The organism is Streptomyces sp. NPDC005774 (assembly GCF_042871645.1).
Lineage (GTDB): Bacteria > Actinomycetota > Actinomycetes > Streptomycetales > Streptomycetaceae > Streptomyces > Streptomyces pratens.
The window spans coordinates 42,696-67,601 of the sequence record NZ_JBIAIV010000010.1 but is presented as its reverse complement, the minus strand read 5'-3'; the positions used below and the strand labels follow the sequence as shown (position 1 = coordinate 67,601).

General features: G+C 67.2%; 22 protein-coding genes and 2 pseudogenes. 14 read left to right on the top strand and 10 right to left on the bottom strand.

Features of this window, described 5'->3' with window-relative positions; all coding sequences use genetic code 11:
- Positions 1 to 15: 15 nt before the first annotated feature.
- Positions 16 to 1,422: a M1 family metallopeptidase gene (locus tag ACFYQA_RS12240; RefSeq protein ID WP_388915354.1), complete on the bottom strand. Its 1,407-nt coding sequence runs from the start codon at positions 1,420 to 1,422 to the stop codon at positions 16 to 18.
- A gap of 225 nt (positions 1,423 to 1,647) precedes the next feature.
- On the opposite strand from ACFYQA_RS12240, the gene ACFYQA_RS12235 reads away from it, so the two are divergent.
- Entirely contained in the window at positions 1,648 to 2,148 is a 501-nt protein-coding gene (locus ACFYQA_RS12235; RefSeq protein ID WP_388915351.1) for a hypothetical protein, read from the top strand.
- 73 nt (positions 2,149 to 2,221) lie between these two features.
- Here the strand turns inward: ACFYQA_RS12235 and ACFYQA_RS12230 are convergent, their stop codons facing one another.
- The gene (locus ACFYQA_RS12230; RefSeq protein WP_388915348.1) at positions 2,222 to 2,905 is read right to left on the bottom strand and encodes a pentapeptide repeat-containing protein; all 684 of its coding nucleotides are present in this window, start codon (positions 2,903 to 2,905) and stop codon (positions 2,222 to 2,224) included.
- A 172-nt stretch (positions 2,906 to 3,077) separates the two neighbouring features.
- Between ACFYQA_RS12230 and ACFYQA_RS12225 the strand changes: the two genes are divergently transcribed.
- The 5 genes and pseudogenes from ACFYQA_RS12225 (at position 3,078) to ACFYQA_RS12205 (ending at position 7,079) form a co-directional block, all read left to right on the top strand.
- Complete coding sequence (locus ACFYQA_RS12225; protein ID WP_388915345.1) at positions 3,078 to 4,238, top strand: NAD(P)-binding protein; 1,161 nt, start codon at positions 3,078 to 3,080, stop codon at positions 4,236 to 4,238.
- A 138-nt stretch (positions 4,239 to 4,376) separates the two neighbouring features.
- Positions 4,377 to 5,351 (top strand): zinc-binding dehydrogenase, encoded by a 975-nt coding sequence (locus tag ACFYQA_RS12220; RefSeq protein ID WP_388915342.1) that lies wholly within the window; start codon positions 4,377 to 4,379, stop codon positions 5,349 to 5,351.
- A gap of 13 nt (positions 5,352 to 5,364) precedes the next feature.
- A complete protein-coding gene (locus ACFYQA_RS12215) occupies positions 5,365 to 6,261 on the top strand; it encodes an aminoglycoside phosphotransferase family protein (protein WP_388915340.1) in 897 nt (298 codons plus the stop codon).
- Between the two features lie 34 nt (positions 6,262 to 6,295).
- Positions 6,296 to 6,430 (top strand): annotated as a pseudogene (locus ACFYQA_RS12210) (GlxA family transcriptional regulator); the annotation flags it as partial.
- 13 nt (positions 6,431 to 6,443) lie between these two features.
- Entirely contained in the window at positions 6,444 to 7,079 is a 636-nt protein-coding gene (locus ACFYQA_RS12205; protein ID WP_388915654.1) for a DJ-1/PfpI family protein, read from the top strand.
- A gap of 92 nt (positions 7,080 to 7,171) precedes the next feature.
- Here ACFYQA_RS12205 and ACFYQA_RS12200 read toward each other — a convergent pair whose 3' ends face one another.
- Together ACFYQA_RS12200 and ACFYQA_RS12195 are read right to left on the bottom strand one after the other, a co-directional pair.
- Positions 7,172 to 8,365, bottom strand: coding sequence for a serine hydrolase domain-containing protein (locus tag ACFYQA_RS12200; RefSeq protein ID WP_388915651.1), 1,194 nt, complete (start codon positions 8,363 to 8,365; stop codon positions 7,172 to 7,174).
- 356 nt (positions 8,366 to 8,721) lie between these two features.
- Positions 8,722 to 8,808 (bottom strand): annotated as a pseudogene (locus ACFYQA_RS12195) (nucleoside-diphosphate kinase); the annotation flags it as partial.
- A gap of 405 nt (positions 8,809 to 9,213) precedes the next feature.
- Here ACFYQA_RS12195 and ACFYQA_RS12190 point away from each other — a divergent pair.
- Both ACFYQA_RS12190 and ACFYQA_RS12185 read left to right on the top strand, forming a co-directional pair.
- Positions 9,214 to 9,873 carry an NUDIX hydrolase gene (locus ACFYQA_RS12190; protein WP_388915337.1) on the top strand — a complete coding sequence of 220 codons (660 nt, stop codon included), beginning with the start codon at positions 9,214 to 9,216 and terminating at the stop codon, positions 9,871 to 9,873.
- Positions 9,870 to 10,283, top strand: a complete 414-nt coding sequence (locus tag ACFYQA_RS12185) for an NUDIX hydrolase (RefSeq protein ID WP_388915334.1) — start codon at positions 9,870 to 9,872, stop codon at positions 10,281 to 10,283. The genes ACFYQA_RS12190 and ACFYQA_RS12185 overlap by 4 nt, the downstream gene beginning before the upstream one ends.
- 195 nt (positions 10,284 to 10,478) lie before the next feature.
- On the opposite strand, the gene ACFYQA_RS12180 is transcribed toward ACFYQA_RS12185, so the two are convergent.
- Both ACFYQA_RS12180 and ACFYQA_RS12175 read right to left on the bottom strand, forming a co-directional pair.
- Positions 10,479 to 11,135, bottom strand: a complete 657-nt coding sequence (locus tag ACFYQA_RS12180) for a transposase family protein (protein WP_388915331.1) — start codon at positions 11,133 to 11,135, stop codon at positions 10,479 to 10,481.
- 72 nt (positions 11,136 to 11,207) lie between these two features.
- A complete protein-coding gene (locus ACFYQA_RS12175) occupies positions 11,208 to 11,609 on the bottom strand; it encodes a hypothetical protein (RefSeq protein ID WP_388915329.1) in 402 nt (133 codons plus the stop codon).
- Positions 11,610 to 12,243: 634 nt separating this feature from the next.
- On the opposite strand from ACFYQA_RS12175, the gene ACFYQA_RS12170 reads away from it, so the two are divergent.
- The gene (locus tag ACFYQA_RS12170) at positions 12,244 to 13,680 is read left to right on the top strand and encodes a DNA phosphorothioation-associated putative methyltransferase (RefSeq protein WP_388915326.1); all 1,437 of its coding nucleotides are present in this window, start codon (positions 12,244 to 12,246) and stop codon (positions 13,678 to 13,680) included.
- A gap of 13 nt (positions 13,681 to 13,693) precedes the next feature.
- Here the strand turns inward: ACFYQA_RS12170 and dndA are convergent, their stop codons facing one another.
- Positions 13,694 to 14,866, bottom strand: coding sequence for a cysteine desulfurase DndA (gene dndA / locus ACFYQA_RS12165; RefSeq protein WP_388915323.1), 1,173 nt, complete (start codon positions 14,864 to 14,866; stop codon positions 13,694 to 13,696).
- Between the two features lie 228 nt (positions 14,867 to 15,094).
- On the opposite strand from dndA, the gene dndB reads away from it, so the two are divergent.
- The 5 genes from dndB (at position 15,095) to ACFYQA_RS12140 (ending at position 22,091) form a co-directional block, all read left to right on the top strand.
- Complete coding sequence (dndB, locus tag ACFYQA_RS12160) at positions 15,095 to 16,234, top strand: DNA sulfur modification protein DndB (RefSeq protein ID WP_388915320.1); 1,140 nt, start codon at positions 15,095 to 15,097, stop codon at positions 16,232 to 16,234.
- A complete protein-coding gene (gene dndC / locus ACFYQA_RS12155) occupies positions 16,231 to 17,835 on the top strand; it encodes a DNA phosphorothioation system sulfurtransferase DndC (RefSeq protein WP_388915317.1) in 1,605 nt (534 codons plus the stop codon). The genes dndB and dndC overlap by 4 nt, the downstream gene beginning before the upstream one ends.
- Positions 17,822 to 19,852: a DNA sulfur modification protein DndD gene (gene dndD / locus ACFYQA_RS12150; protein WP_388915314.1), complete on the top strand. Its 2,031-nt coding sequence runs from the start codon at positions 17,822 to 17,824 to the stop codon at positions 19,850 to 19,852. The genes dndC and dndD overlap by 14 nt, the downstream gene beginning before the upstream one ends.
- Positions 19,842 to 20,222 carry a DNA sulfur modification protein DndE gene (gene dndE, locus ACFYQA_RS12145; protein ID WP_388915311.1) on the top strand — a complete coding sequence of 127 codons (381 nt, stop codon included), beginning with the start codon at positions 19,842 to 19,844 and terminating at the stop codon, positions 20,220 to 20,222. The genes dndD and dndE overlap by 11 nt, the downstream gene beginning before the upstream one ends.
- Positions 20,223 to 20,348: 126 nt before the next feature.
- Positions 20,349 to 22,091, top strand: coding sequence for a DUF262 domain-containing protein (locus ACFYQA_RS12140; RefSeq protein WP_388915308.1), 1,743 nt, complete (start codon positions 20,349 to 20,351; stop codon positions 22,089 to 22,091).
- A 66-nt stretch (positions 22,092 to 22,157) separates the two neighbouring features.
- Here ACFYQA_RS12140 and ACFYQA_RS12135 read toward each other — a convergent pair whose 3' ends face one another.
- Genes ACFYQA_RS12135 through ACFYQA_RS12125 form a run of 3 tightly spaced genes read right to left on the bottom strand, consistent with a single transcriptional unit; the run spans position 22,158 to position 24,891 of the window.
- Positions 22,158 to 22,631: a DNA phosphorothioation-associated protein 4 gene (locus ACFYQA_RS12135; protein ID WP_388915305.1), complete on the bottom strand. Its 474-nt coding sequence runs from the start codon at positions 22,629 to 22,631 to the stop codon at positions 22,158 to 22,160.
- On the bottom strand, positions 22,631 to 24,709 hold the full coding sequence (locus ACFYQA_RS12130) for an AAA family ATPase (RefSeq protein WP_388915302.1): 2,079 nt from the start codon (positions 24,707 to 24,709) through the stop codon (positions 22,631 to 22,633). The genes ACFYQA_RS12135 and ACFYQA_RS12130 overlap by 1 nt, the downstream gene beginning before the upstream one ends.
- The gene (locus tag ACFYQA_RS12125; protein ID WP_359112892.1) at positions 24,706 to 24,891 is read right to left on the bottom strand and encodes a hypothetical protein; all 186 of its coding nucleotides are present in this window, start codon (positions 24,889 to 24,891) and stop codon (positions 24,706 to 24,708) included. The genes ACFYQA_RS12130 and ACFYQA_RS12125 overlap by 4 nt, the downstream gene beginning before the upstream one ends.
- Positions 24,892 to 24,906: the final 15 nt, after the last annotated feature.

Genomic DNA, 24,906 nt, shown 5'->3' with positions numbered 1-24,906 from the left:
CCAGGGCTGCAGGCCTCAGGGCTTGGAGGGCCGGGCCGGCTTCCCCTCCCCGTACAGCCAGTCCGACCAGATCCCGTCGAACTCCTCGTCCGGGGCCGACCTCTCCACGTACGCCGTGAAGTCGGCGGTGTCCGCGTTGCCGTGGCGGTGCTTCGCCGCCCAGCCGCGGAGGAGGGCGCGGAAGGCGCCGTCGCCGACCGTCCGCCGGATCCTGTGCAGGACCAGCGCGCCGCGCTGGTAGACGGGAACACCGGAGATGTGCGCCGCGTCGGGCGGCCGCGCGGGCGGGAACGACCAGACCGCCTCGTTCGTCGCCGTGTCGGGGAAGTACGTCCCGGCGTACACCGCGTCGAAGGTCTCCTGGGCGGTGCCGTCCCCGTGGTCCTCCCGCCACAGCCACTCCGCGTAGGTCGCGAACCCCTCGTTGAGCCACATGTCCCGCCAGGTCTTCGGCGTGACGGAGTTGCCGTACCACTGGTGGGCCAGCTCGTGCACCAGGAGCAGGGTGCTGGGCGCCCCGGCGAACACGGGCCGGTTCTGGGTCTCCAGGGCGTACCCGGCGTCCTCGGGACGCTCGACGATCGCCCCCGCCGAGGAGAAGGGGTACGGGCCGAACCAGCCCTCCGCCCACTCCACGGCCTCCGGGAGCCGCGCCAGCACCGCACGGCTCGCCGCCGCCTGCCGCGGATCGACGGCGGTGTGGACGGGAAGACCGTCGCGGGTCGTGGTGCGGCCGGTCTCGTACCGGCCGACGGCGAGCACGGCGAGGTAACTCGCCATCGGCTCGGTGGTACGCCAGGTGAAGGCCGTCCGGCCCCCCTTCGTCCGCTCCCCCGCGGGCTCGCCGTTGGACACCGCCCGCAGGCCCTCGGGCACCGTCGCCGTGACGGTGTACGTCGCCTTGTCCGAGGGGTGGTGGTTGCCCGGGAACCACGCCATCGAGCCCGTCGGCTGGCCCAGCGCCACCGCCCCGTCCGCGGTGCGCAGCCAGCCCTCCTCGGAGCCGTCCGGGTCGGTGACGGTCACCGGGGCGCCGGAGTAGCGGACGACCACCCGGAACGTCCGGTGCCGGTCCAGTCCCTTCGCCGGCCGGACGGTCAGCTCCTGACCGGCGCGCCGCCAGCGGGCCCTGCCGCCGTCGACGGTGACCCGCTCGACGTCCAGGCCCTCGAGGTCCAGGTTCAGTGCGGTCAGGTCCTCGGTCGCGCGGGCGGTGATCGTCGCGGTGCCGGTGAGGTGGTGGGCGGCCGGGTCGTAGGCGAGGTCGAGCGCGTAGTGGGAGACGTCGTACCCGCCGTTGCCGGCCTTCGGGAAGTACGGGTCGCCCACACCGACGCTGCCCGGACCATCCGATCCGTCAGAACCCCCGGGCCCTCCGGACGCACCCCCCGCGCACCCGGCCACCGCCACCGCCGCGGTCACGAGGGCGACGGCGGCGAGCGGACGGGGGCCGCGGGAACGTGGGTCGCGGGAACGTGGGCCGCAGGGACGGTGAGGGCCACGGGGCCGGAAGCGGAGGCGCACCCCGCGATCCTAGGAAGAACGCGGCCGCACACCACGGAGCGACCCCGGCCCCACAGTCGTCGAGCCCCTCCACCGGACCGTCCGCCGCCGCCGCACCGCGCCCGCCGTGACACCATCACCTCCGTGCTCGACATCGGCTATGCCCTCTCCAACCGCTTCCCCGACCCCCCGCAGACCGACTACCGCCGCGCGGACGTCCACACCCTGCGGCACGACCTCTTCTGCGGCGACGTCTACCTCGCCGACACCAAGGAGGACCGGGAACTGTCCACAGCCTGGGGATGGGTGCCGGTGCTCGACTTCGCCTGGGCCCTGTGCGACATCGTGGAACGCATCGACCGGGACCCGGCGGGCTCCCGTGCCTCCCGCCCCCAGTACGCGGAACTGGACTTCACCGAATCCACCGACCGGCTGCTCTTCGAACGCCGTTTCGGCTGGGTCGACATCGAGGCCGAGTGGCTGCCGGCGGACGAACCGCCCCTGACCTTCTCCCACTCCGAACTCCGCCGCGAGGCCCGCGACTTCCTGCACGACCTGCTCGCCGACCTCATCGACCTGCACGAGGACCTGGGCGAGAACCCGGCCATCTGGACCCTCCAGGCCCGCCACCCCCGCCTCGACTGATACCACGCGCCCCGGCCCTCCTCCCCCGCCTCCCCCCTGCGCCCGCACCCTTTCCGCCCCGCTCCCCCGCCCCTCAGCCCTCCACCCGGATCCCCAGCTCCCCCGCCAGCACCGGTGCCAGATCCAGCAGCTGACCCGTACTGATCACCGCCCCCGCCAGCCGGTCCACACCCCGGGCGATCTCCAGCGAAGCGGCCCCGCGCAGATCGACGTCCGTCAGCGTGGCCCCGCTGAGATCCGCGCCCTTCAGCGCGCAGTCCACGAACTCCACCCGCTCCAGCCGCGCCCCGCCGAAGTCCGGCTCGACCAGCACGCAGCTCTCGAAGACGACGTCCCTGAGCCGCGCGGACCGCAGATTCAGGAAATCGATCTTCCCTCCCCGGACCAGCACCCGCTCCAGCTCCGCCCCGTGCAACTGAGTCCCCCCGAGACGCGCGTCCGTCAGCTCGACGTCGCGCAGCCTCGCCCCGGAGAGATCCGTGCCCACCCCTCGCACACCGGCGAGGACCGAGTCCAGCACCCGGGCCCTGGACAGTCGCGTCCCGTCCAGCGCGCATCCCGTCAGCACGCAGTCCATGAACCGCGCCCCCGCGCCGTCCTGGGCCGCGAGATCCGCCTCGAAGAACTCCAGCCCGTCGTAATCCCCGTCCGGCTCCAGTGCACCCCCCTCGTACCGCTCGGGCTCCGGCAGCCGCAGCTCCGGACGCCGAGCGCCCTTCACCCCCGTACCGCCCGCCGACACCGCTCGCCTCACCATGCCCTCATCCTGCACTCCCCCACTGACAATCGGCCTGACCTGCAAAGACCTCGGGCCTGTCACATCCTGGAGCCCTGGGCCGTCGTAGCCACGAGTGACCGGAACCATTGGAGACCGGACCGTCTCCGAAACCACCGGGCGCGCGCGACCCCGACCGAGGGAGAACCCAGCCATGCACCGCATCACCGTCATCGGCGGCGGCTTCGCCGGACTGACCGCGGCCATCACCGCCGCCGAGGCAGGAGCCGAAGTCACCGTCCACGAAGCGCACCACACCCTCGGCGGCCGCGCCCGCACCGCCGAGGGCCCCTACCGGACCAACGAAGGCCCCCACGCCCTCTACAGCGGCGGCCCGCACTGGTCCTGGCTCCGGCAACGCGACCTCATCGGCCCCCTCGCTCCCCTCCCGCCCCTGGAAGCCGTCCGCCTCCGCCTCCGCCACCACGGCACCCTGCACCGCGTCCCGCCCCTCGCCCTGCTGAAGCTGCTGCGCCGCGCCCATGTCCACGCCCCCGTCGACACCGACTTCCGTACCTGGGCCACCGGCATCGCCGGCGAGGAGGGCGCACGGGCCGCCGCCCACTACTCCGCCGTCGCCCTCTTCCACCACGACCCCGGCTCCCTCTCCGCCGCCTTCGTCCAGGAACGCCTGCGCCGCGCCACCAAGCTGCCGCCGGAGGCCCACTACCCTCGCGGCGGCTGGGGCGGCCTCATCGACCGCATGGCCTCCCGCGCCTGGAACCTGGGCGTCCGCATGGAGACCCTGTCCCGCGCGGACACCCTCCCCACGGACACCCCGGTCGTTGTCGCCACCTCCCTGGACGCCGCCCGCCGCCTCCTCGGCGACTCCGCCCTCACCTGGCCGAGCGGCCGTACCGTCCTCGTCGACCTCGCCCTGCGCACCCGGCGCGGCGACGCGTTCGTCGTCTCCGACCTGGACGCGCCCGGCTGGCTGGAACGGTTCACCGCCCAGGACCGCACCCTCGCCCCCGCCGGCGAACAGCTCCTCCAGGGCCAGATCCCCATCGCCCCGCACGAGACCAGGGCCGACGGCGTGGCCCGCGCCGAGGAACTGCTGGATCTGGGCCACCCGGGCTGGCGGGAGCGCGTCACCTGGCGACGGGAGGCGGTGGCGAACGGGCGGACCGGCGCCGTCGACCTGCCCGGCACCAGCTGGCACGACCGCCCCGCCGTCGACCGCGGCAACGGCGTCTACCTCGCGGGCGACCAGGTCGCCGCCCCCGGTGTGCTCTCCGAGGTCTCCTTCAACAGCGCCCTCACCGCCGTCTCCCTCGCCCTCGGCCGGCACGAGCTTGACCTCAAGCGAGCTTGAGGTCGAACAGTGGGTCCACCACGACGACCACGCCGAGCCGGCACCCGGTCCGGTACGCCGGCCCGGGCGTCCCCCGGCTCGGCTTCCTGGACCGGCGCCCCGGACCAGGGCCCCGGACCGCGCTCACAGGAGACGCCCATGCACGCCATCCGCCTGCACGCCTTCGGCCCCGCAGAGAACCTCACCCACGAACAGGTCCCGGACCCGCGGCCGGGCCCCGGCCAGGTGCGTATCACCGTCCGGGCCGCCGGGGTCCACCTCCTGGACACCGCCCTGCGCCAAGGCCATCAGGGGCCCGCGCCCACGCCCACCGCCCTGCCCACCGTCCCCGGCCGAGAGGCCGCCGGAGTCGTCGACGCCCTCGGCGACGGCACGCCCGCGGACTGGCTCGGCAAGCGTGTCGTCGCCCACCTCGGATTCGCCCCCGGAGGCTACGCGGAGCTGGCCGTCACCGACGCCGACCGCCTGCACGAGATCCCGGAGCGTCTGGACTTCGCCCAGGCCGTCGCCATGATCGGCACCGGGCGCACGGCCATGGGCATCGTGCAGTTCGCCGAACCCGGCCCCGGGGACGTGGTCGTCGTCCCCGCCGCGGCCGGCGGCATCGGCACCCTCCTCGTGCAGTACGCCAAGAACGCGGGCGCCACCGTCATCGGCCTCGCCGGCGGCCCCGGGAAGACCGCCCTGGTATCGGCGAACGGCGCCGACCTCGCCGTCGACTACACGGATCCGGCCTGGCCCGCACGGCTCGCCGCCCACGAGGACAAGGTGACCCTGGTCTACGACGGCGTGGGCGGCGACATCGCCCGCGCGCTCGTCGCCCTGCTCGCCCCCGACGGCCGCCACGTCGTCTTCGGCTGGTCCGCCCAGGGCCTCGACAGCACCGACCCCTACCTCGTCGACGGCGTCTCCCTCAACGTCCTCGGCCCCGAGATGATGCGCAGAGCGGGCGGCCCCCGCCCCGTACGCACCCTCGAACTGCGCGCCCTCGCCGAAGCCGCCGAAGGCCGGCTCACCCCCGCCGTCCACCGCTTCCCCCTCGCCGACGCCGCAGCCGCCCACCGCGCCCTGGAGAACCGGGGCACGACCGGAAAGGTCGTCCTGGAGCCGTGAACGCCGTACTACGGTGCCCACCGTGATCCACGTACCCGAGGAACTCGCCGCGGCACAGGAGAAGTTCAACGGGGAGGCGGGCCGCGCCTTCATCGCCCGGCTGCCCGGTCTGGCCACCGCCTTCCTGGAACGCTGGCACCTGCACCTCACCGGCACACCGATGCACGGCGTGAGCGCCCTGGGCCTCCCCGTCGAGCGCGCGGACGGCACACCGGCCGTGCTGAAACTCCAGATCCTGGACGCGGAGACCGAGGGCGAACCGGTCGCCCTGCGGATCTGGGACGGCGACGGAGCGGTCCGCCTGCTGGCGCACGACGCGACCACCGGCACCATGCTCCTGGAACGCCTCGACCCCTCCCGGATGCTCTCCCGCCTCCCGGACGCCCACGAGGCCGTCCTGGTGATCGCCCGCCTCCTCGCCCACCTCACCGCCACCCCCGCCCCACCGGGCATGCGCCGCCTCGGCGACATCGCCCGCACCACGCTGGAGCGGACCCCCCGGGCCCTGGACCGCCTCCCGGACCCAGTGGCCCGCCGCATCCTCGCCGACTGCGCGGCGGCCGTACGAGAGGTCGTGAACGAGCCCGGCGACCGCCTCCTGCACTGGGACCTGCACGAGGAGAACGTCCTGGCCACCGACCGTGCCGACTGGCTCGCCATCGACCCCAAGCCGCTCGCCGGCGACCCCGGCTTCGAACTGTGGCCGGCCCTGTACAACCGCTTCGACGCCGACGACATCCACTGGCGCTTCGACGCGATGACCGACGTCCTCGGCCTGGACCGCGAGCGGGCCCGCGCATGGACGTACGGCCGGCTGCTGCAGAACTTCCTCTGGAACCTCGAGGACGGCCGCTCCCTGGAGGACCGCCAACTGGAGATCGCCCGCCGCCTGGACGGCCGTAGGCCATGAAGCTCTCGGGCGGGAGGACCCGGCCCGGGAAGCGGAGCCCTCCTCCCGCGCCTGCGGCTACGGCACGTTGGAGGCGATGCGCCGCGCCTTCGTGAAAGCCCTGGGCACCGCTCCGGCCGAATACCGCCGTCCCTTCCGCCCGTACTCGTCCCATGAACCCACCCGCTGAAAGGCAGACGAACATGCAGGTCGCGATCGTCCTCTTCGACCGCTTCACCGCACTGGACGCGGTCGGTCCGTACGAGATGCTCTGCCGCATTCCCGGCGCCGAGACCGTCTTCGTCGCCCAACGGCCCGGTCCTGTACGCAACGACCGCGACGACCTCGCGCTGATCGCGGACAAGGGGTTCGAGGAGGTACCGGCCCCGGACATCCTCGTGGTGCCCGGCGGCCCGGGTCAGTCCGCCCAGATGGACAACGAGGCACTGCTCGACTGGCTGCGCACCGCCGCCGCGACCAGCACCTGGACGACCTCGGTGTGCACGGGATCGCTTCTGCTCGCGGCGGCCGGGCTGCTCACCGGCCGCCGCGCCACCTCGCACTGGCTGGCGCTCGACGTCCTCGCCCTGTTCGGCGCCGAGCCGACCGGGGAACGCGTCGTCACCGACGGCAAGTTCATCACCGCGGCCGGCGTCTCCTCCGGAATCGACATGGGCCTCACCCTGGTCGGCAGGGTCGCCGGCGACGAGCACGCGCAGACCGTCCAGTTGGGGACCGAGTACGACCCCCAGCCGCCGTACGACGCGGGCTCACCCCAAAAGGCCCCCGCCGTGCTCGTCGACCGCCTCCGCGCCCAGAGCCGGTTCCTCCTCCGGTAGTCCCGCCGGACGCCCGGCTCCGCGCCCGGAGGGCTGCGCAGCCGGGCGCCGATGGCCCGGCGGTCCTTCCGCGTGTGCACGGGGTACGGGCCTCAGTCGCCGCAGAACTCCGCCTCCATGATCGCGGTGCTGTTCCCCGCCCAGTCACCGTTGAAGTTGAACGCCAGGGAGTGCCGGCCGTCCTTCGTCGTGCCGGTGCCGGTCCTGGAGCCGGAGATGCCACCGCTGTGGCCCCAGACGTTCGTGCCGCAGCTCAGCGTCACCTTCATCAGGCCGAGGCCGTAGTCCATTCCGGTGGTCACGGGCACCGTGGTGGTCATCTCGTCAAGCTGCTCCGCAGGGAGCAGCCGGCCCGTCAGCAGGGCGCGGTAGAAGCGGTTCAGGTCCTTGGAGTCGGAGATCATCTCGCCCGCCGAGAAGGCCCGGGACGGGTTGAGGCGCGTGACGTCGTAGGTGGGTTCCGTGGCGGGCGGCCCCAGCTTGGAGTAGGCGCGGCTGCTGGGCCGGGGCAGGGAGACTCGGGTTCCGGGGACCGAGGTGGCGGTCAGGTGCAGAGGCTCGATGATGCGCCGGTGGACCTCCTCGCCGTAGGGGCGGCCGGTGGCCTTCTCGATCACCAGGGCGGCCAGGACGTAGTTGGTGTTGGAGTACATCCACTTCTCGGGGGCGCCGGGCTCGAAGTACGGCTCGTGGGCCAGGGCGACCCGCACCAGGTCCTCCGGGGCCCGGGTGTCGTAGCGGTGCTCGAAGAAGCCCTCCTTCGTGGAGTACGCGCGGCGGTAGTCCTCGTCCGCCGTGTAGTCGAAGATGCCGCTGGTGTGGTTCAGCAGCTGCCGCAGGGTGATCCGGGTGCCGTCGTGGCCGTTGCCGGTCACCAGACCGGGCAGCCGGGTGTCGACGGTGTCGTCCAGGGACAGCCTGCCCTCCGCCTCCAGTTGCAGCAGCACCGTCGCCACGAAGGTCTTGGTGATGCTGCCGACCCGGTAGCGGTCGTGCGGGGAACGCTTCTGTCCCGTGCGGAGGTCGCCCACTCCGGCGGTCGCCGACCAGGTGCCCCGCCGGTCCCTCGCCGTCGCCGTCACTCCGGGCACACCGGCGGCGACCGCGGCCTGCAACGCCTGACGGGTCGCCCGGTGGTCGCCGGTATCGGTGGCGTTCCCCGTTCCGGCTTCCGGGCCCGGGAGCGCCGCCACGGCGGGAGCCGCCACGGCGGGAGCCGCCACGGCGGGGGCCGCCAGGACCACCGAGAGGGCTGCCGCCACCACCGCCACCGCCGTCGTCCGCATCCGCACGCTCGTGCCTCCCCTGTCCCCTGGGTGTGGTCGCAGGAAGGGACCGCGGACAGACCCTCGGGGTTGCCCCTGTCCCGATGATCGGCCGGTTTCAGCCCTTCGGGCGCCGTTTCCCATGGCCAGTGAGATGCGCGAGGCCGGCCGTCGGTCGGTCACGCGATGCGCCGCGTGGGAGACGCCCTCATGTCCCGTCCGGAGCCTCCTACTGAGACCAGAACTGAGACCGGCGACAGCCGTGCCGCCCACGCCCGCCGTCGGCACCGCATCCTCTGAACGAAAAGCCCCAGGTCAGCAAGAAGCCTTCCAACGAGCCCTGACCGAAGGCGTTGCTTCAACGAATTGACACCGCCGATCCTTCCTGCCAGGCCACGCGCCAGCGCATCGGGCTTGAGCAGGACGAGCGTGCGCTCGACAGTGTGTGCCTGAACCTCGGGCATTGACTCCCTTTCGCCTTGTTAGTAAACGAACATGACGTGCAATCAGCCGTCATCTGTTGAGGTTACCGGCGCCGGCAGGGCGGTTCGGGCATGCGAGCAATTCCCCGGACGGGTGAACGCTTGCGTGGTGCGGCCGATCAGCCGACCAAGAGGCCCGATTCGGTCAACTTCTCTTTCTCCGCTATCCGCTGGGGATACCCGCCTAGAATCTCCTCGTGATTGTTCGGCGCTCTCGCGCCTCGCATGCATCTCCCCGGGGCCGAGCCTTCGGCAGGTGATTACTTGGCCCCTGATGACTCCGATTCTTCCGGGGTTCTTCTTCCGCGACCATGAAGTGCCAGTGCAGTGAGAGTGCACTTTCGGCGCGCAGATTCCTGCACCGGGACAGCAACGAGGGGCAGTGTTGTGGACGTGATCGAGCGCTGGAGCGGCCGGTATGCCTGTCTGCTGCAGTCCGCCCTACGGCTCGGCAACGAGCAGTTCGCCGCCCACCTGGGCATCGCAGTGAGGACGGTGGCTGCCTGGCACTCCGACGCGTCCGTCATCCCCCGCCGGGAGATACAGCAACTCCTCGACACGTCGTATGAGCAGGCTCCTCCGGCTGCGCGACAGCGCTTCGCACTTTCACTGGCGAAGGAACGGGTTTCAGTGGACTCGACGCCGCCCGGCGCGCAAGCGCTGCGGGTGGCCATCTCGGTGGTCGTCCGCGACAGCGATGTCCTCCTGGTGTGCCGACGGGACGTCGGTACCGCTGGAATCACGTGGCAGTTTCCGGCAGGCGTCATCAAGCCGGGAAGCAAGGCGGAGACCACCACCGTGCGGGAGACCTTGGGCGAGACAGGTGTCCACTGCGCGGTCCGGCAGCATCTCGGGAACCGGCTTCACCCCGTGACCGACGTGTTGTGCGAGTACTTCCTGTGCGAGTACCTGGCCGGCGAGGCCACCAATAGCGACGCGGCCGAGAACATCGACGTCATGTGGGTCCCCAGAAACGCGGTGCTCCGCTTCATTCCCATCGATACGATCTTCCCACCCATTTTGGCTGTCCTGGAGGAGCAGACGTGACGCAGCAGAACACGGGCGAACGGCCGGGCATCGCCGCTGCCATCGTCGTGAACGAGGGGCGTGTGCTGATGGTGCGCCGCCGGGTCAGCGAGGGACAGCTCTCCTGGCAGTTTCCGGCCGGAGAGGTCGAGCCCGGCGAGGCCCGCGAGGACGCCGCTGTGCGGGAGACCCAGGAGGAAACCGGGCTGGCCGTGGCGGCTGTGAAGCTGCTCGGCGAGCGGGTTCACCCGAAGACGGGCCGGCTGATGTCGTACACAGCCTGCGAGGTGGTGGGCGGCACTGCTCACGTCGCGGACGCCGAGGAGTTGGCCGAGCTCGCCTGGGTCACCCACGGCGAGATTCCGCAGTACGTGCCGTACGGGCTGTTCGAGGCCGTGCAGAACTACCTCGACACAGCCCTTCTCTCCTGACTGGCTCTGCGGCCCGGGGCCATGTCCCCTTGCCGCTGTCCTGAGACTTGATCGAAGGCACCCGAGCCAAGCTGAAACGCCTGTTCAGGCTCGGCTTGCTCACCGAGATCGACACCGGCATTTTCGCCCGGCAGCGGTAGCCGACCAGTCAGAGTGTCCTGCCCCAGGTCGGTAAGAGCGCCGCCGAGACCACCATCAAGCTGGTCCCGCTCCAGCGGAAGGCGGAAGCGGGGAGGCCGCGCTCCAAGCGGAGAAGGCCCGGCGGAAGAAGCCCAGGTCGGCCACCGCTGCAAGCTCCAGCTCGCGCAGCCTGGCGCACAGCTTCTCGTAACGGGCGGCCGTGATCTCGCTGCAGGCGCCGCGGCGGGCCGAGGAGATCCACAAAAGCCGCCCCTGCGCATCGGTCAGCGCGAGAAACAGCAGGCCATGCGCCTTGTGTTTGCCCGAGTAGTTCTTCCGGTTCGCCCGACCGGTGCGCCGCCGGGTGCGGATCAGCGTGCCGTCCAGCAGCACCAGGCAGCCGCTGTCCTTCGCCACCTTCGCCAGCGCGCGGTCCAGGCGCGGGGCGCGTGCGGCCAGCAGGCCGATCACCTCCAGCACCCAGCGCCGCACCGTGGAGGCCGAGACCGCGTTCCCGCCGGCCAGGTCGGCCAGCCGCTCGTCGTTGCGCAGGTGGGCCAGCACGATCACCGCGATCTGCCCGGCGTCGAGCTTGCGCCACCGGGAACGGATCGTCTTGCGGTGGGCGCGGATCAGGCCGGCCACGTGGTTGACGGTCCGGCTGGACAGCGGCAGGCGGACGGAGTAGACAAGGCCGGTGTCGCCCCCGGTGAGGCTGGTCTTCTTGTTCACGCATGGGCCAACTCCCGCCGGGGGTACTTGCGTTGCGGCCCAAATCAGCCGTTGTGGCAGGTCGGCCGCAGGCTACCGGGGCAGGTAGCGTCCGGCCGGGGTGAGGGTGATCCAGCCGCGCTCGGCCAGCTTGCGCAGCTTCCCGCGCACCGCCTCCACCTTCGCCGGCACCGCATCCAGCCCCAGCCGGTGGGCCACGTCCCTGGCCTGCAGCGGGCCGTCACCGCCCTCGACGATCTCCATGATCTTCTGGTAGTCGGCGGGCAGGTCGCCGGTGCCGGTGCCGGGGCCGTGGCGGGGAATCAGCAGCTGGCCTGCGGCTCCGGGCGTGGTGACGGGCCGCGGGGGCGCCGCGGGCGTGCCTCCGGTGGCCTCTTCCAGGGCCTGCTGCCAGGCCGCGGCGTTGGGGTGCCCGGCGTCGGCGTCCTGTTGATACTGCTGGTAGACGACCTCGGCGGCCCCGAGCCGGGTCACTTCGGCCTAGGTGTCGGCCAGCTGCTTGCGCAGCTGCTCGGCGCGTTCTTCCAGCACCACCCGGCGCTCCAGCAGCCACACCATCAGGTTCTGGGCCATGTCCCCTCCTTCGCGGGCCTGCCGTCGCGGCCCTGCACGCACGGTAGGCGGACCAGTGCGCAGCGTGCAGGAGATCCGAGGAAGACGACCGAAGCGGGCCGACAGATGATCTCCCTGACGCGATCACGCTTGTGACATGCGTAAGCAGCCCAACCGCCCGTCACACCAGGACCATTGACCTGCACGAATCACGATGAAACTTCCTCAGAGCGCCCGCTTCTGCTGATCCTGGCGCTTGGTGGTGTCGAGGGCCGCGTGAGAACGGCGATACCGTGCGCGCCAGCCGCCGGGCTGAGGGTGCGCAGCGTCGCCGCTGCCGACCCAGTCACGCCTAACTGCTCGGGCGGCGGGGTCCTGGATGAGCGCGAGCGTCATCGCAATGACAGTGCCGATGCCCACTGCCTTGCCTGCCAGCCAGGTTCACCAGTTGCAATGAGGGACGCGCTGGGAACCTCAGCTTCCGGAAACCTTTTCGCCCGTGCCTCCGCCCTGCCTATGCTGCGACCCGCCCCTTTCCTCGACTGACGAGGCCGACATGCACCAGTCATGGAACAGCGACCGCCGCCGTACCGCGATCGGTCGCTCTAGCCTCTCCGTGCCAGCGCGCCAGGCTCTGGCCGACCGCCAGCTGCACGCGGACCGCACGATCCTCGACTACGGCTGCGGCCGAGGCGGCGACGTCGCATCCCTCCAGCGCCTCGATTGCAAGATCACCGGTTGGGACCCCTACTACAGCTCGAACGCGCCGGTGGCCCCCTCCGACGTCGTCCTCCTCACCTACGTCCTGAACATCATCGAGGACCCCGTCGAACGTCGGCAGACTCTCAAGGAGGCATGGAGACTCGCCACCTCCGTACTCATCGTCTCGGTTCGCCTCACCTGGGAGCGGTCCAAAGTCCGCGGCCTGGAGTACGGCGACGGCCTCCTCACCAGTCGGCAGACGTTCCAGCACCTCTTCAGCCCGGACGAGCTCCGGATCTACGTTGAGGAAGTCACAGGAACACGTTGCATATCAGCGGCCCCCGGCATCGTGTACGCCTTCAAGGACGACTCAGCCCGACTGGGCTACCTCGCACACCGCATCGTCCCCAACGCCGAGTGGCTCGCTTCAGCCGATACCGCTTCCGCTATCGCCTCCCTGGTCGACTACGTCCAACGGCGTGGCCGCCCGCCTCGTGTCGACGAGATGCCCCGGTCGATGGCCGAACAGCTCGCCCACCTGAAACCCGGCGAACTTAAGCGCCTCATACGCGACTCCGCCGACGCCGAGAAGGTCACCGAGGGTGCCAAGCGCACGACGCTGAACACGCTACTGTTCCTCGCCGTCGAGCTCTTCAACGGCCGAGGCCCGTTCAGCAGACTCCCCCTCAGCGTCCAGCTCGACGTCCGCTCTTTCTTCACCTCGTACAAGGAAGCCTGCAGGCGCTCCGACCGTCTGCTCCTCAAGCTCCGGGACGACGCTTATATCCGGGGCGCCATGAACGCATCCAGCGTCGGCAAGATCACCCCGACCGCGCTGTACGTGCACCGCCGGGCGATCGACCGGATGCCGACAGTCCTGCGCCTGTACGAGCACTGCGCCTCCGTCGCCGCCGGCCGCCCTCAGGAATGGACCATCGCCAAGCTGAAACACCAGGGGCGAGCCATCAGCTGGCTCGACTACCCGGAATTCGACAAGGCCCCACACCCGCGGATCACGTCCTCGTACCTGGTAGATCTCAAGACCCTCGAGACCTCGCACATGTCCTACGCGGACTCCGCCAACCGTCCTCTGCTCCACCGCAAGCACGAATTCCTGGCGCCCGACGACCCGGACGTGCCGCGTTACCTCCGTCTGACCGAGTCCGAGCTACGCGCTGGCCTCTACGAGCATCCGCACCTGATCGGCACCGAGAATGGCTGGGAGGCCGAACTGATCAGGCGCGGTCGCATGCTTCGGGGGCACCGGCTGGTCCGGCGCCCCGAAGACTAAGCAGCTCAAACTCTCAGCGGGCATCCGGTTGCATGTACGCGATAGTCTCTGCCAAGCCGTCCGGGTCGAAGTCCGAGACCTGCCCGGGGAACCACGAGAAGCGGAGGCCATTGGTGGCCACCTCCTCCGGGAGGCCCATTGCGGTCAGCACGTGGCTCGCCGTGTACGAGGCGCTGGTGCATGCGGAACCGGTCGCCACGGCCACCTGGTCCTTGATCCGTACGATCAGGGCCTCGGCGTTGAGCCCGTCGAAGGTCACATTGAGGATGTGCGGGACCGCATGGTCGGCATCACCGTTGATCTGGAAGCGGGTCTTCCCGAGCGCTGCGAGCAGACGCTCCCGCATTGCCTTCGCGTCCCGCTCCCAACTCGACCGGTTCTCCTGGAAGACCTTGGCTGCTTCATAAAACCCCATGATCAGCGGCACGGGGAGGGTCCCGGGGCGCAGCTTTCGTTCCTGCCCGCCGCCGAACATGATCGGCTCCAGCGGCACCTTGTTCCAGCCTCGACGCCGGGTCACCAGAGCGCCGCTTCCTTTGGGTGCACCGATCTTGTGACCGCTAATGCTGGTCAAATCGATGGGTGCCCTCAGGTCCTCGGGAACCTTTGCGTACCCCTGCGCGGCATCCACGTGCAGATAAGTCGCGGTCTTCTGGAGCTTCTCCGCTAGCTCGGCCACCGGCTGGATGACGCCCGTCTCATTGTTCACGTGCATTAGCGAGACGAGCAGAGTGTCCGGCCTCAGCTTCTCCAGCACGGCGTCCGTGGAGATCCGCCCCGATGGGCCGGGCTCCAGGAAATCGACCTCGAACCCCCGCTTCTCCTGCAGGTGCAGCAGGGGCTCGATGACCGCCTTGTGCTCAATGGCGGAGGTGATGATGTGTTTCCGGCCGTGCTTCTCGCCGTACGGGGCCATGCCGAGCAGCGCGATGTTGTTGGACTCCGTCGCTCCACTGGTGAAGATGACCTCTTCGCTCCTCACGCCGACTGTCCCGGCGAGGAACGCCCTGGCCTCCTGGACTGCCTTCTTTGCCCGGGCTCCGTACTCATGGGTGCGGCTGCCAGCGTTGCCGAAGTCTTCGGTCATCCAGTGGAGCACCACATCAGCCACCTGCGGCTCCACACGGGTCGTCGCCGCCACATCCAGATACGCCACCACCGCACTCACCCATCCCAGAGCAATCATCCCGCCGTGTACGTCAAACCGTTAACGTACACGCATGCTTGGCTGACGCATAGCGCGGCGCCTCAGAGTTGCCAACGCAGACATCGACGTACGTCTTCCCGGGCAGGAACGCCCTTGGCTCGAGCCAAGGCACACCCCGGACACGCCGGTGCGCCTTACGTACGTGAAGGTAACGTAACTTCAGCAAGCTACGTACGTTAACTGGATGACGTACGTTAGGGTTGCCGGGTGGAGATCAACGCAGCGAAACCAGCTACCAGAGTCGTAGCTCCGCGGACCTCAACGGGGTTCGAGTACACGTTCCCTGCGATCCGCGGCATTCAGGCAGGGCGCGAGTACTACGTCTCGATGTGCCCCCTGCGCCTCATCCCAAAGATTTTCATCTTCGACGAAGACGAGCTCTCGCCGGAACTGCGCGCCCAGCGGGTCCTCAACAAGGGGCGCCTTCCGGCACTCACGAAGTATATTCTGGACAATCCAGGAGATTACGTCTTCAGCGCTCTGACCGCATCCGTGGACGGCGACGTGGAGTTCGACCATCTCGGCTCCGACGGCAACGCCTTCCGCACCGGTCAGCTGCGCATCCCCATGGACTCTCGCTTCCTGATCAACGACGGCCAGCACCGACGCGCCGCCATCGAGCACGCCCTCAAGGAAAACCCGGACATCGGCAACGAGACAATCGCCGTCGTCTTCTTCCACGACGCGGGGCTCGCCCGCTCGCAGCAGATGTTCGCGGACCTCAACCGGCACGCGGTGCGTCCGGCACGGTCCATCGGCGTCCTCTACGATCACAGGGACAGCGAAGCCCAGGTCGCACGTACACTGGCCGGCCAGTGCAAGGTCTTCAAGGGTTACGTCGAGATGGAGAAGAGCACCCTCTCCGCCCGTTCCCGGATGATGTTTACCTTGAGTGCTCTCTACTACGGCACCCAGTCCCTCCTCCAGGGCCTGAAGATCGAGGCAGACACCGCAGCCGAGCTGGCGCAGGAGTACTGGGAGCACATCGACACGACGCTTCCCGAGTGGGAGATGGTTCGCAAGCGAGAACTCTCGGCACCCGAGATGCGGCGCGACTTCATCCACAGTCACGGTATCGCGTTGCATGCTCTCGGCCGCATTGGAAATTCCCTATTTCGAGAATCCACCGCGCCCAGTAAATGGAAACGGAAACTCTCCCCTCTGAAAATGGTCGACTGGACTCGGGCGAATGCAGATTGGGAGGGCCGTGCCATCGTGGGCGGCCGCGTTTCCAAAAGCCACCAAAATGTAGCTCTTACAGTCAACTACCTGCGCAATCACCTGCGCCTCGGCCTCAGCGCCGAAGAACAGCGGGTAGAGGACGCATACCTGCGAGGCGAAGCATGAGCACCATCCCTCTGCAACTCGGCATCACGCCTGTCCGGCGGAAGCCGTTCGACGGCCAACCCCTTGAAGAGGTCATCGCCAAGCTCTCAGAAGAGGTGCGTGAGCTTTACACCGCCGACCAGGTGCCCTGGGTCATCGGATACAGCGGCGGGAAGGACTCCACCGCGGTCCTTCAACTCGTATGGAACGCCGTCGCCGCTCTGCCAGCGGAGCAACGCACCAAGACAGTCCACGTCATCAGCACCGACACCCTCGTCGAGAACCCCGTCGTCGCGGCGTGGGTGACAACATCCCTGGAGACGATGGAGAAAGCCGCCGCCGAGCAAGGCCTACCCATTGAGCCTCATCGCCTGACGCCGGAGATCAAGGATACTTTCTGGGTCAACCTGATCGGGCGGGGCTACCCGGCGCCGCGCCCCAAGTTCCGCTGGTGCACCGAGCGCCTCAAGATCAAGCCCTCCAACTCCTTCATCCGGAACGTTGTGGCAGCACATGGCGAGGCGATCATGGTGCTCGGTATCCGTAAGACCGAAAGCCAGGCGCGCGCCCGTGCTATGGAGAAGCACGAGAAGCGGCGCGTCCGTGATCGTCTCTCCCCCAACGCAAACCTTCCCAACTCCCTCGTCTACAGCCCGGTCGAAGACTGGACCAACGACGACGTCTGGGAGTACCTGATGCAGAAGCCCAACCCTTGGGGCTACAACAATCAGGATCTCCTCACCATGTACCAGGGCGCCTCCGGCGATGGCGAGTGCCCGCTCGTGGTCGACTCGACCACTCCCTCCTGCGGCTCCAGCCGCTTCGGGTGCTGGACGTGCACGCTCGTCGAGCAGGACAAGTCGATGTCGGCGATGATCCAGAACGACGAGGAGAAGGAGTGGATGAGGCCGCTTCTTGACCTCCGCGACAAGCTCGACGCCCCGTTCGGCTACTTCGAAGAGGGCGAGGAAGGACTCCCCGCTGGCCGGAAGCTCCCGTACCCCCGCCCTGACCAGCCGGCCCGAGACTTCCGTCGCATGAACGGCAAGGTCATGGTCTACACGCGCCGGACCGACGGCGAAGAGGTCCCGATCCACGGCCCGTACCTGCAGAAGTTCCGCCAGGACTGGCTCAAGGACCTACTGGATGCCCAGACCTGGATTCGCGCCAACGCCCCGGAGCACGTCAAGAACATCGAGCTGATCACCCTCGACGAGCTGCACGAGATCCGTCGCCTCTGGGTCTTCGACAAGCACGAGGTCGAGGACTCCCTGCCCCGTATCTACAGGGAGTGCACGGGCGAGGACTTCCCGGGCGGCCCTCTGGACGAGCAACTCGTCATGGGCGCGGACGAGATGGAGCTCCTGAAGGAGCTCTGCGGGGACGACGACCTGCACTACGACATGGTGCGTGAGCTGCTCTCCGTCGAGCGGAAGTACCGGACAATGTCCCGACGCGCTGGCCTCTTCCAAGCCCTGGAGACCGCCGTAAAGAAGGGTTACTACGAGGACAGCATCGACGCCATCGACTTCGCGCAACGAAAGAACAAGTGGCTTGAGGAATCTCAATCGCAGGCCCACCTGACCCTGGACGAAGAAACCAATATCGATGCTACTGCGTAAGATCACTCTCGAAGAGTTCGGGGCCTACCGCGGCACCCAGTCGCTGGATCTGACCACCAAGAAGAACAAGCCGATCGTCCTCATCGGCGGTCTCAACGGCTGCGGTAAGACGACCCTCCTCGACGCCATTCAGTTGGCACTGTACGGGCCGCGAGCGCGTTGCAGCGGCCGAGGCAGCAAGTCTTACGAGACATATCTCCGCGAGAGCATCAATCGGCAGGCCGACCCGACCCGCGGTGCGCAGATCACCCTCGAGTTCACGGTCACGGTGGACGGCACGGAGCACTACTACAAGGTGGTCCGCAGCTGGCACACCAGCGGCAAGGCGACGCTCAAGGAATTCGTGAACGCGTTCGTCGACGAGGAGTACGGCTCCAGGGCGAAGCCGGAGCGACGCGTCGAACCTGAGCTGAAGTACAGCCGGGTTCTCAGCCAGGAGTGGGCCGATCATATCGAGAGCCTGCTTCCCCTCGAAGTCGCCTCGCTATCGTTTTTCGACGGAGAGAAGATCGGATCGCTCGCCGACCCCGAGCGCGCGGCATCGGTCATCGAATCGGCCATCCACTCGCTGTTGGGTGTCAGCACCGTCCAGCAGCTCCGCACGGACCTGCTCGCGCTCCAGCGCCGGCAGAAGCTGTCGGACGAAGAGCAGCACTTGATGGACAAGATCCACGCGGAGGAGCAGGAACGGCAGGCGGCCGACGCCGCTCTGGAGAACGCAGAACAGCGGGCCGCGCAACGCAACAGCGAGCTCGTCAAGGCTCGGCGCATTCTCGAAACACTGGAGACTGCCTACAAGCAGGAGGGCGGAAACCTCTTCGAACGTCGCACCGAAATCGAGCGCGAGTACGCGCAGGTTTCCGCTCGCCTCGCCGAAATCCGCAGCTCCCTTGTCCAGTTGGCTGCAGGCCCGCTTCCGCTCCTCATGATGGAAAGCCACCTCAAGGATCTACGCAAGCAGGCAGGTCGCGAACGGACGGCAGCCGAGTCCCACCAGGTACTGGGGGTGCTCGAAGAGCGTGACCAGTGGCTACTGGACATGCTCCCTGACGAGGCCAAGGCCGCCGTAATGGAGAAGCTGGAGGCTGACCGCACCAAGCGCGCCAAGTCCGCCGGTCTCAAGGTGGATCTGAGCCTCTCCCAGGACACACTCCCCCAGCTGTCGGCACTCGACGAGGCACTCAGTCGCGACAAAGCACAAGCTGCCGAGCTCCTTCATCAGGCTGCGGAAGCCGCCGAAGAGCGTGTGCAGCTGGAGCGTCAGCTAGCGGGGGTACCGGCAAAGAGCAAGGTCGAGGCCATCCAGAAGAAGCGTGCAGACCAGCTCCAGGAAGTCGCACGGCTGTTGCGGGAGCACGAGAATAGCCTCAACAACGTCGACGAGTTGAAGCGCCGCCTCGAATACGTCTCCGCCTCCCTGCGGCGTGCCCACGAAGAGTTCGTTCGTACCAAGGTGAAGGCCGAAGAGGTCGAGCGGATCATCAAGTACTCGGAGAAGGCCCGGAAGACGCTGGACCAGTTCGGCGATGCCCTCCTCAAGCGGCACATCAGCCGCCTCGAGGTAGCAATGCTCACGAGCTTCCAGGCCCTCATGCGCAAGCAGGGCCTGGTGAACGACCTCCGCATCGATACCGACAAATTCACGCTCACCCTGACTGACACCGACGGTGAACCGATCGACCCCGGCCGTCTCAGCGCGGGCGAGCGCCAGCTGCTCGCCGTCTCTCTCCTCTGGGGCTTGATGAAGGTCGCCGGCAAGCACCTGCCCAGCGTGATCGACACGCCGCTCGGCCGGCTCGACAGCCGCCACCGTGAGCACTTGGTGGACCGTTACTTCCCATACGCCAGCGACCAAGTGCTCCTCCTCTCCACCGATGAGGAGATCGATGAGTACCTGCTTGGCCGCCTCAAGAAGTCCGTCGCCCACACCTACACCCTGGTCCACGACGACATCACCTTCACAACCAGCGTCGTCGAGGGTTACTGGTGGAACGCAGGAGCCAGCAATGTCGCTTGAGACCATCCGCCTCGCCACCGCAAGCAAGGACCGCCTGAGCCGTCTAAAGCACACCACCGGCATCACCCAGTGGAACGTCCTGTGCCGCTGGGCCCTGGCGCTCTCTCTTGCGGACGCCTCTACCCCCCTGGTTCGTGAGGTCGTCACCGACTCCAACGTCGAGATGTCCTGGAAGACCTTCGCCGGACCCCACGGCGACCTCTACCTCGCCCTGCTCAAGCAGCGCTGCGTGGCCGATGGGCTGGAGACGACAGACGAGAACGTCTCCAATACGCTAACGATCCATCTGGCCCGGGGGGTCGGATACTTGGGTGCGCACAAGGAGATGACGGCGATCGAGGGGTTGATCGGGGCCGTAACAACCGTCTGACGTCAAGAATCGCCCAGGGCCGACTCGCCAGCGTGGGTCGGCCCCTTTCCTTCACCCCCACACGATGGCCACCCGTCATCAGCAAACACAGATCCACTTAACTCATCGACACATAAGCTGCGCTGCATGGCATCGGGACATGGCAGCACCTCGCTTCAGCTCTACCTCGTCGGCATCGGTGAGGTCCTGCGCAACAATCGCCTAATCGTTCCCCAGTTCCAGCGCTCGTACTGCTGGAAGGTGGAGCAGGAGGTCCTCGACTACTGGACCGACCTGAGCCGGGCGATCAACGGCGGGGCGAAGGAGGAGTACTTCTTCGGCACGATCGTGATCACTCAGGACGGCGACGGGACTCGGAAGCGGATCATCGACGGCCAGCAACGGCTGGTCACCTCCTCCCTCCTGATCGCTGCCATCCGCGACGAGCTGCGAGCCCTGGAGGGGAACCTGCTCAAGGCGGACGACTCCCAGGCTGTGGGCATCAGCCGCACCTTCCTGGCCAGCAAGGCATGGAACGACAGGTACGCGGAGTCGCACCTAAAGCTCAACGAGAGCGACAGCCCCGACTTCCTCGGGATCACCACTGAGACCGCGCTCCCGGGGAAACCCGCAAGGACCGACTCTGACATCGTCAAGGCGTACCGGTTCTTCCAGGAAAAGGTCTCGCAGTTCCGCAGCCTGCATGGGATGGATGCAGCCAACGTCCTTGAGAAATGGGTTAGTTACATCCAGCACCGAGCGCAGCTCGCCGTGGTCGAGACCCCGACCGAGGCAGACGCCTACGTGATCTTCGAGACTCTCAATAACCGAGGCGCCGACCTGACCACCGCGGACCTCCTGAAGAACCACCTCTTCGGAGCCGCCGGTGAGCAGCAGAACCTCAACGCAGTGCGGAACAACTGGCACCAGTCACTCGGGACACTCCAGCTCGGGGCCGCCGATGCGAAGTTCACCAAGTTCCTGCGCCACTACTGGAGCTCGAAGGTCGGCAAGATCACCGAGCGCGATCTCTACGCGGAGATGCGCAAGGAGGTGACTCACCGACAGGAGGCGCTGCTCTTCTCGGAGAACCTTCTGTCAGCCGCACACACCTCCACCGCGCTCTCTAACCCGGAGAGCGACTTCTGGGCGACCAAGTGCAGCGGCAACGGTCACCGTCCCGCTCTCGACACGCTCGCCATGTTCGGCCTGGTTCCCAACAAGATCCTCCTGCTGGCGGCAGTCGAGCACTTCCACTCCCACGAGCTCGAGAAGCTTCTCCGGGCCATGGTGAACTGGTCAGTGCGCGGCATGATTATGAGCATGATGAACCGCGGCCGCTTTGAGGACCAGTACTCTCAGATCGCGGTCGCCATCCGGAAGGGCGAGGTCACCACCACCGCGCAGGTCCGACTGCGCGTCGAAGACCTCATCCCCTCCGACACCGACTTCAGGGAGCAGTTCGCGCTCGCCACCGTCGGAAGAAGTGACTCCAAGCTTGCCCGGTACTACCTGAGCGCCTTGGAGACGACAAGGCGAAAGGAGTCCCAGCCGGAGTTTGTCCCCAACAGCAACCCGAGCCAGGTCAACCTGGAGCACGTGTTCCCACAGAACGCCAAGGAAGCCGACTGGGAAGACTTCATGGAGGAGAGCGGAGACAAGCAGGACGCGGCCAGCTGGGTCTACCGCATTGGCAACATGGTGCTCCTGCAGACTGGAGTGAACTCTAAGATCGGGAACAAGTCGTTTGCCGAAAAGGTCGAGGTCTTCAAGGCGTCGGGCTTCGAGCTGACCAGAAAGATCAGCGAGAAGAGCGCGTGGACCCCGGACAGCATCCGACTTCGGCAGACCGTCCTTGCCGGGCTCGCTGTCAAGACCTGGCCGCGCTGACGCAGGGCACACCAGGGGTGGCAGCTGAATGGATTCCGGCTGCCACCCTGCCCTGGAAAGGCGGCTTTACCAGTCCAGATCAGCGCTGGCAAGGATGTCGCCAACGTCGTCCTTCTCTTCCTCTGGCGGCGTCCTAAGTCCCTCGAGGACGAGGTTCGAAATGATTGTGTCCAGGTCCTGGTCGGACTGACGATTTATAAGGGTCTGCAGGTGGGACAAGCCGGCGTTCGCGTACTCCTCGAAAATGAGGACCCGCTCGGGCTGGCGGTCCGCACTGAGGATCTTCGGGTCGTCAGGGCATTCGACGGCTCCAAGCATGTCGAGAAGCACCTCCCCGTAGTCCCGGCTCTCCATGAGCGCGAGGCGGATCGGCTCGTCCGCCTCGCCCAACGGCTGGCGCTCACCTCGGCGGCGGCCGAGCAGCGCGGCGAACATCATCGCTTCAACCATGGTCGCAAACGTCCCGGTCTTTCTGTCCGTGAGCTTACCGAGCAGATCCTCATGCTCTTGGGGACGGCGAAATCGGTCTGAGTAGGCCATCAGAAGGTCACCTTCTCCAGAACAGTGTGCTCAAAGTCGCCGTGTGACACGTACGGAACCTCCCGGTTGTTGATCACGATCATCTCTTCGTCCGCCGACCGATTCGGCGTGTAAGAGCGCAGTACGTACATCTGATTGGCAGCCTGCTGGAGGTTCTCCAGAACCTTGCCCCGCGCCTGCGACTGCGAGAGCAGGGTGATGATCTGGGAGGTCAGCGCCGGCAGGGCCTTGGAGATCTCTTCCTGGTAAGTCAGGTCGAGGCTGCCGAAGGGGGCATCCATGACGACCGGGTAGACACCGCCACTGCCGGTCTCGATGGTCACCTCCCCCTTGTTCTTCTTTCGAGCACTGATGTTCCTGGCAACCTCCGAGACAGCGCCGACGAAGCTGAGGCCGAGGATCTGGTTCTCACCAGTGGAGCGGATGGCCACTCCGCTCGCGGTATGCAGCTCCAGCTCAAAATCGTCGTTCAGTTCGGGTACGTAGCTCTTAATGAAGATCCGGGAGAAGACCGCCTTTACCTTCTTGTCGAGCTGGTCGCGGACTTCCTCGGTCTTGATCTCGAGGATCTCCTTCAGCGCGGCACGCACCTTCTCGACGAGCTCGACCTGCTTCTGAACCTTCCGAGCCTTCTCGCTCTTGCCCTCAGCATTCCGGTACTGACGGGCTGTAGCCTCCGCCTCCTGCTTGATCGTGGCGACCTTGTTCTCGGCCTCCTTGTACGCGACGCGGGCGTCAGTCTCCTTGGAGGCATAGTTCTTGCGGCGCTCGATGAGGCGCTGAACATCCTGGATGTCCACCCCCTCCAGCTGCCGAACGACATCGGAACGCTCAGCCTCCAGCTCGCTAATCTCAGCGTCCGCCTTCTGCAAGTCGGAAGCATTGAGGGTGAGCTGCTCCAGGAGCTCCTGGCGCCTCTCCTCCAGGTTCTTCATCTTGCCGCTGACCCGCATCCAGCTCTCCTGGACGTCCTCGAGGCCAGCGTTGTACTTGCGCTTGTCCAGCTCCTCGTACTCCGGGGTACCTTCGCGGACCTCACGACCGCACATGCACAGGCGGGCTTCGAGGATGTCCTCGATGAAGCTGCGCTGGATTCCTGCGGGCAGCTGGCGCCGCTCGCGCATCTCGTCCGCGAGCTCAATCACCTTGGTATCGATGCCGTTGGTAAGGGCCAGGAAGCCGTGCCGCGACAGCAGCTCGCGCTTGCGGCTCTTGTACTCCGCCTGCCGGTCATGCGCGGTCTTGATCCGGCGGGTCAGTGAATCCCGCTTCTTCTGGAGCGGCTCCGCCTCCCTGTTCTGGAGCAGGGCGCGGTCAATAGACTGGACTTCCTTCTGGAAGGCACTGATCTCTTCGGAGAGGCGCAGCATATCTGCTACCTCTTGCTTCTCGCGAGTGGCGAGGTGGTCCATTTGGTCGGACAGCTGTTTCAGCCTCCTGTCCTCCTTGGAGTCGATCTCGCTGGCGAGCTTTCGGGAGACCTTCGGCAGGTCCTCCAGAGCACGCTCGATGGCCTCCAGATCCAGAAGCGTCTTGATGGCCTTCTGCACCTCCTGGTTCTTGCCTTCGCCTTCCCGCTTCTCGTCGCCGGAGAACATCTTCTCCATGCGCTCACCGTTGAAGAAGAAGAACTGGCGCAGGCCCTGGGGAAGGATCTTCTCAATCCGGTCCTGGCCGTTGTGGATGCTCTGAGCTTCGCCGTCCGCCCCAATCTCTGTGACTGTCAAAACAGGCTTGACGGACTCCTGCTCCTCTTTCTCCTTGGTGACGGTCACCTGCCGAACCGCAGAAAACCGGGTCCCGTCGTGCTCGAAGTCCAGCCGCACCGAGGCCGTGATGTCCTCCCCGAACGCCGTGTCCGCCCATGCCTTGTCGTGAATGACGCGGTGCTGCTGCTCCACGTCGTCCGAAAAGGTGCCGTAGAGGGCCCAGGCAAACGCGTTGAGCAAGGTGGTCTTGCCGGCACCGTTGTTTCCGAAGATGAGGACGGCGGGCTTGCCATCCTCCACGGATAGGTCGAGGATCTGCTCGCCGTAGAAGGCGCGGAAGTTCTTCAGCGTCAGCTTGAGCAGCTTCACTTGGTCAGCTCCCTCACGGTCTCGATAATCTTCGGGACGACCTTGCTTGTCTCCCTGATGTGGATATTCTCGTTCTCCAGGTTGATGACCTTCTGGACGAGGATCCTGGCTTCCCGCGGCAGCTCGTTTAGGACGTCACGCACCGTTCGTGCAGGGGGCTGGCCGGCTGTTTCGTCGCTCACGGGTGTGACTCCTGG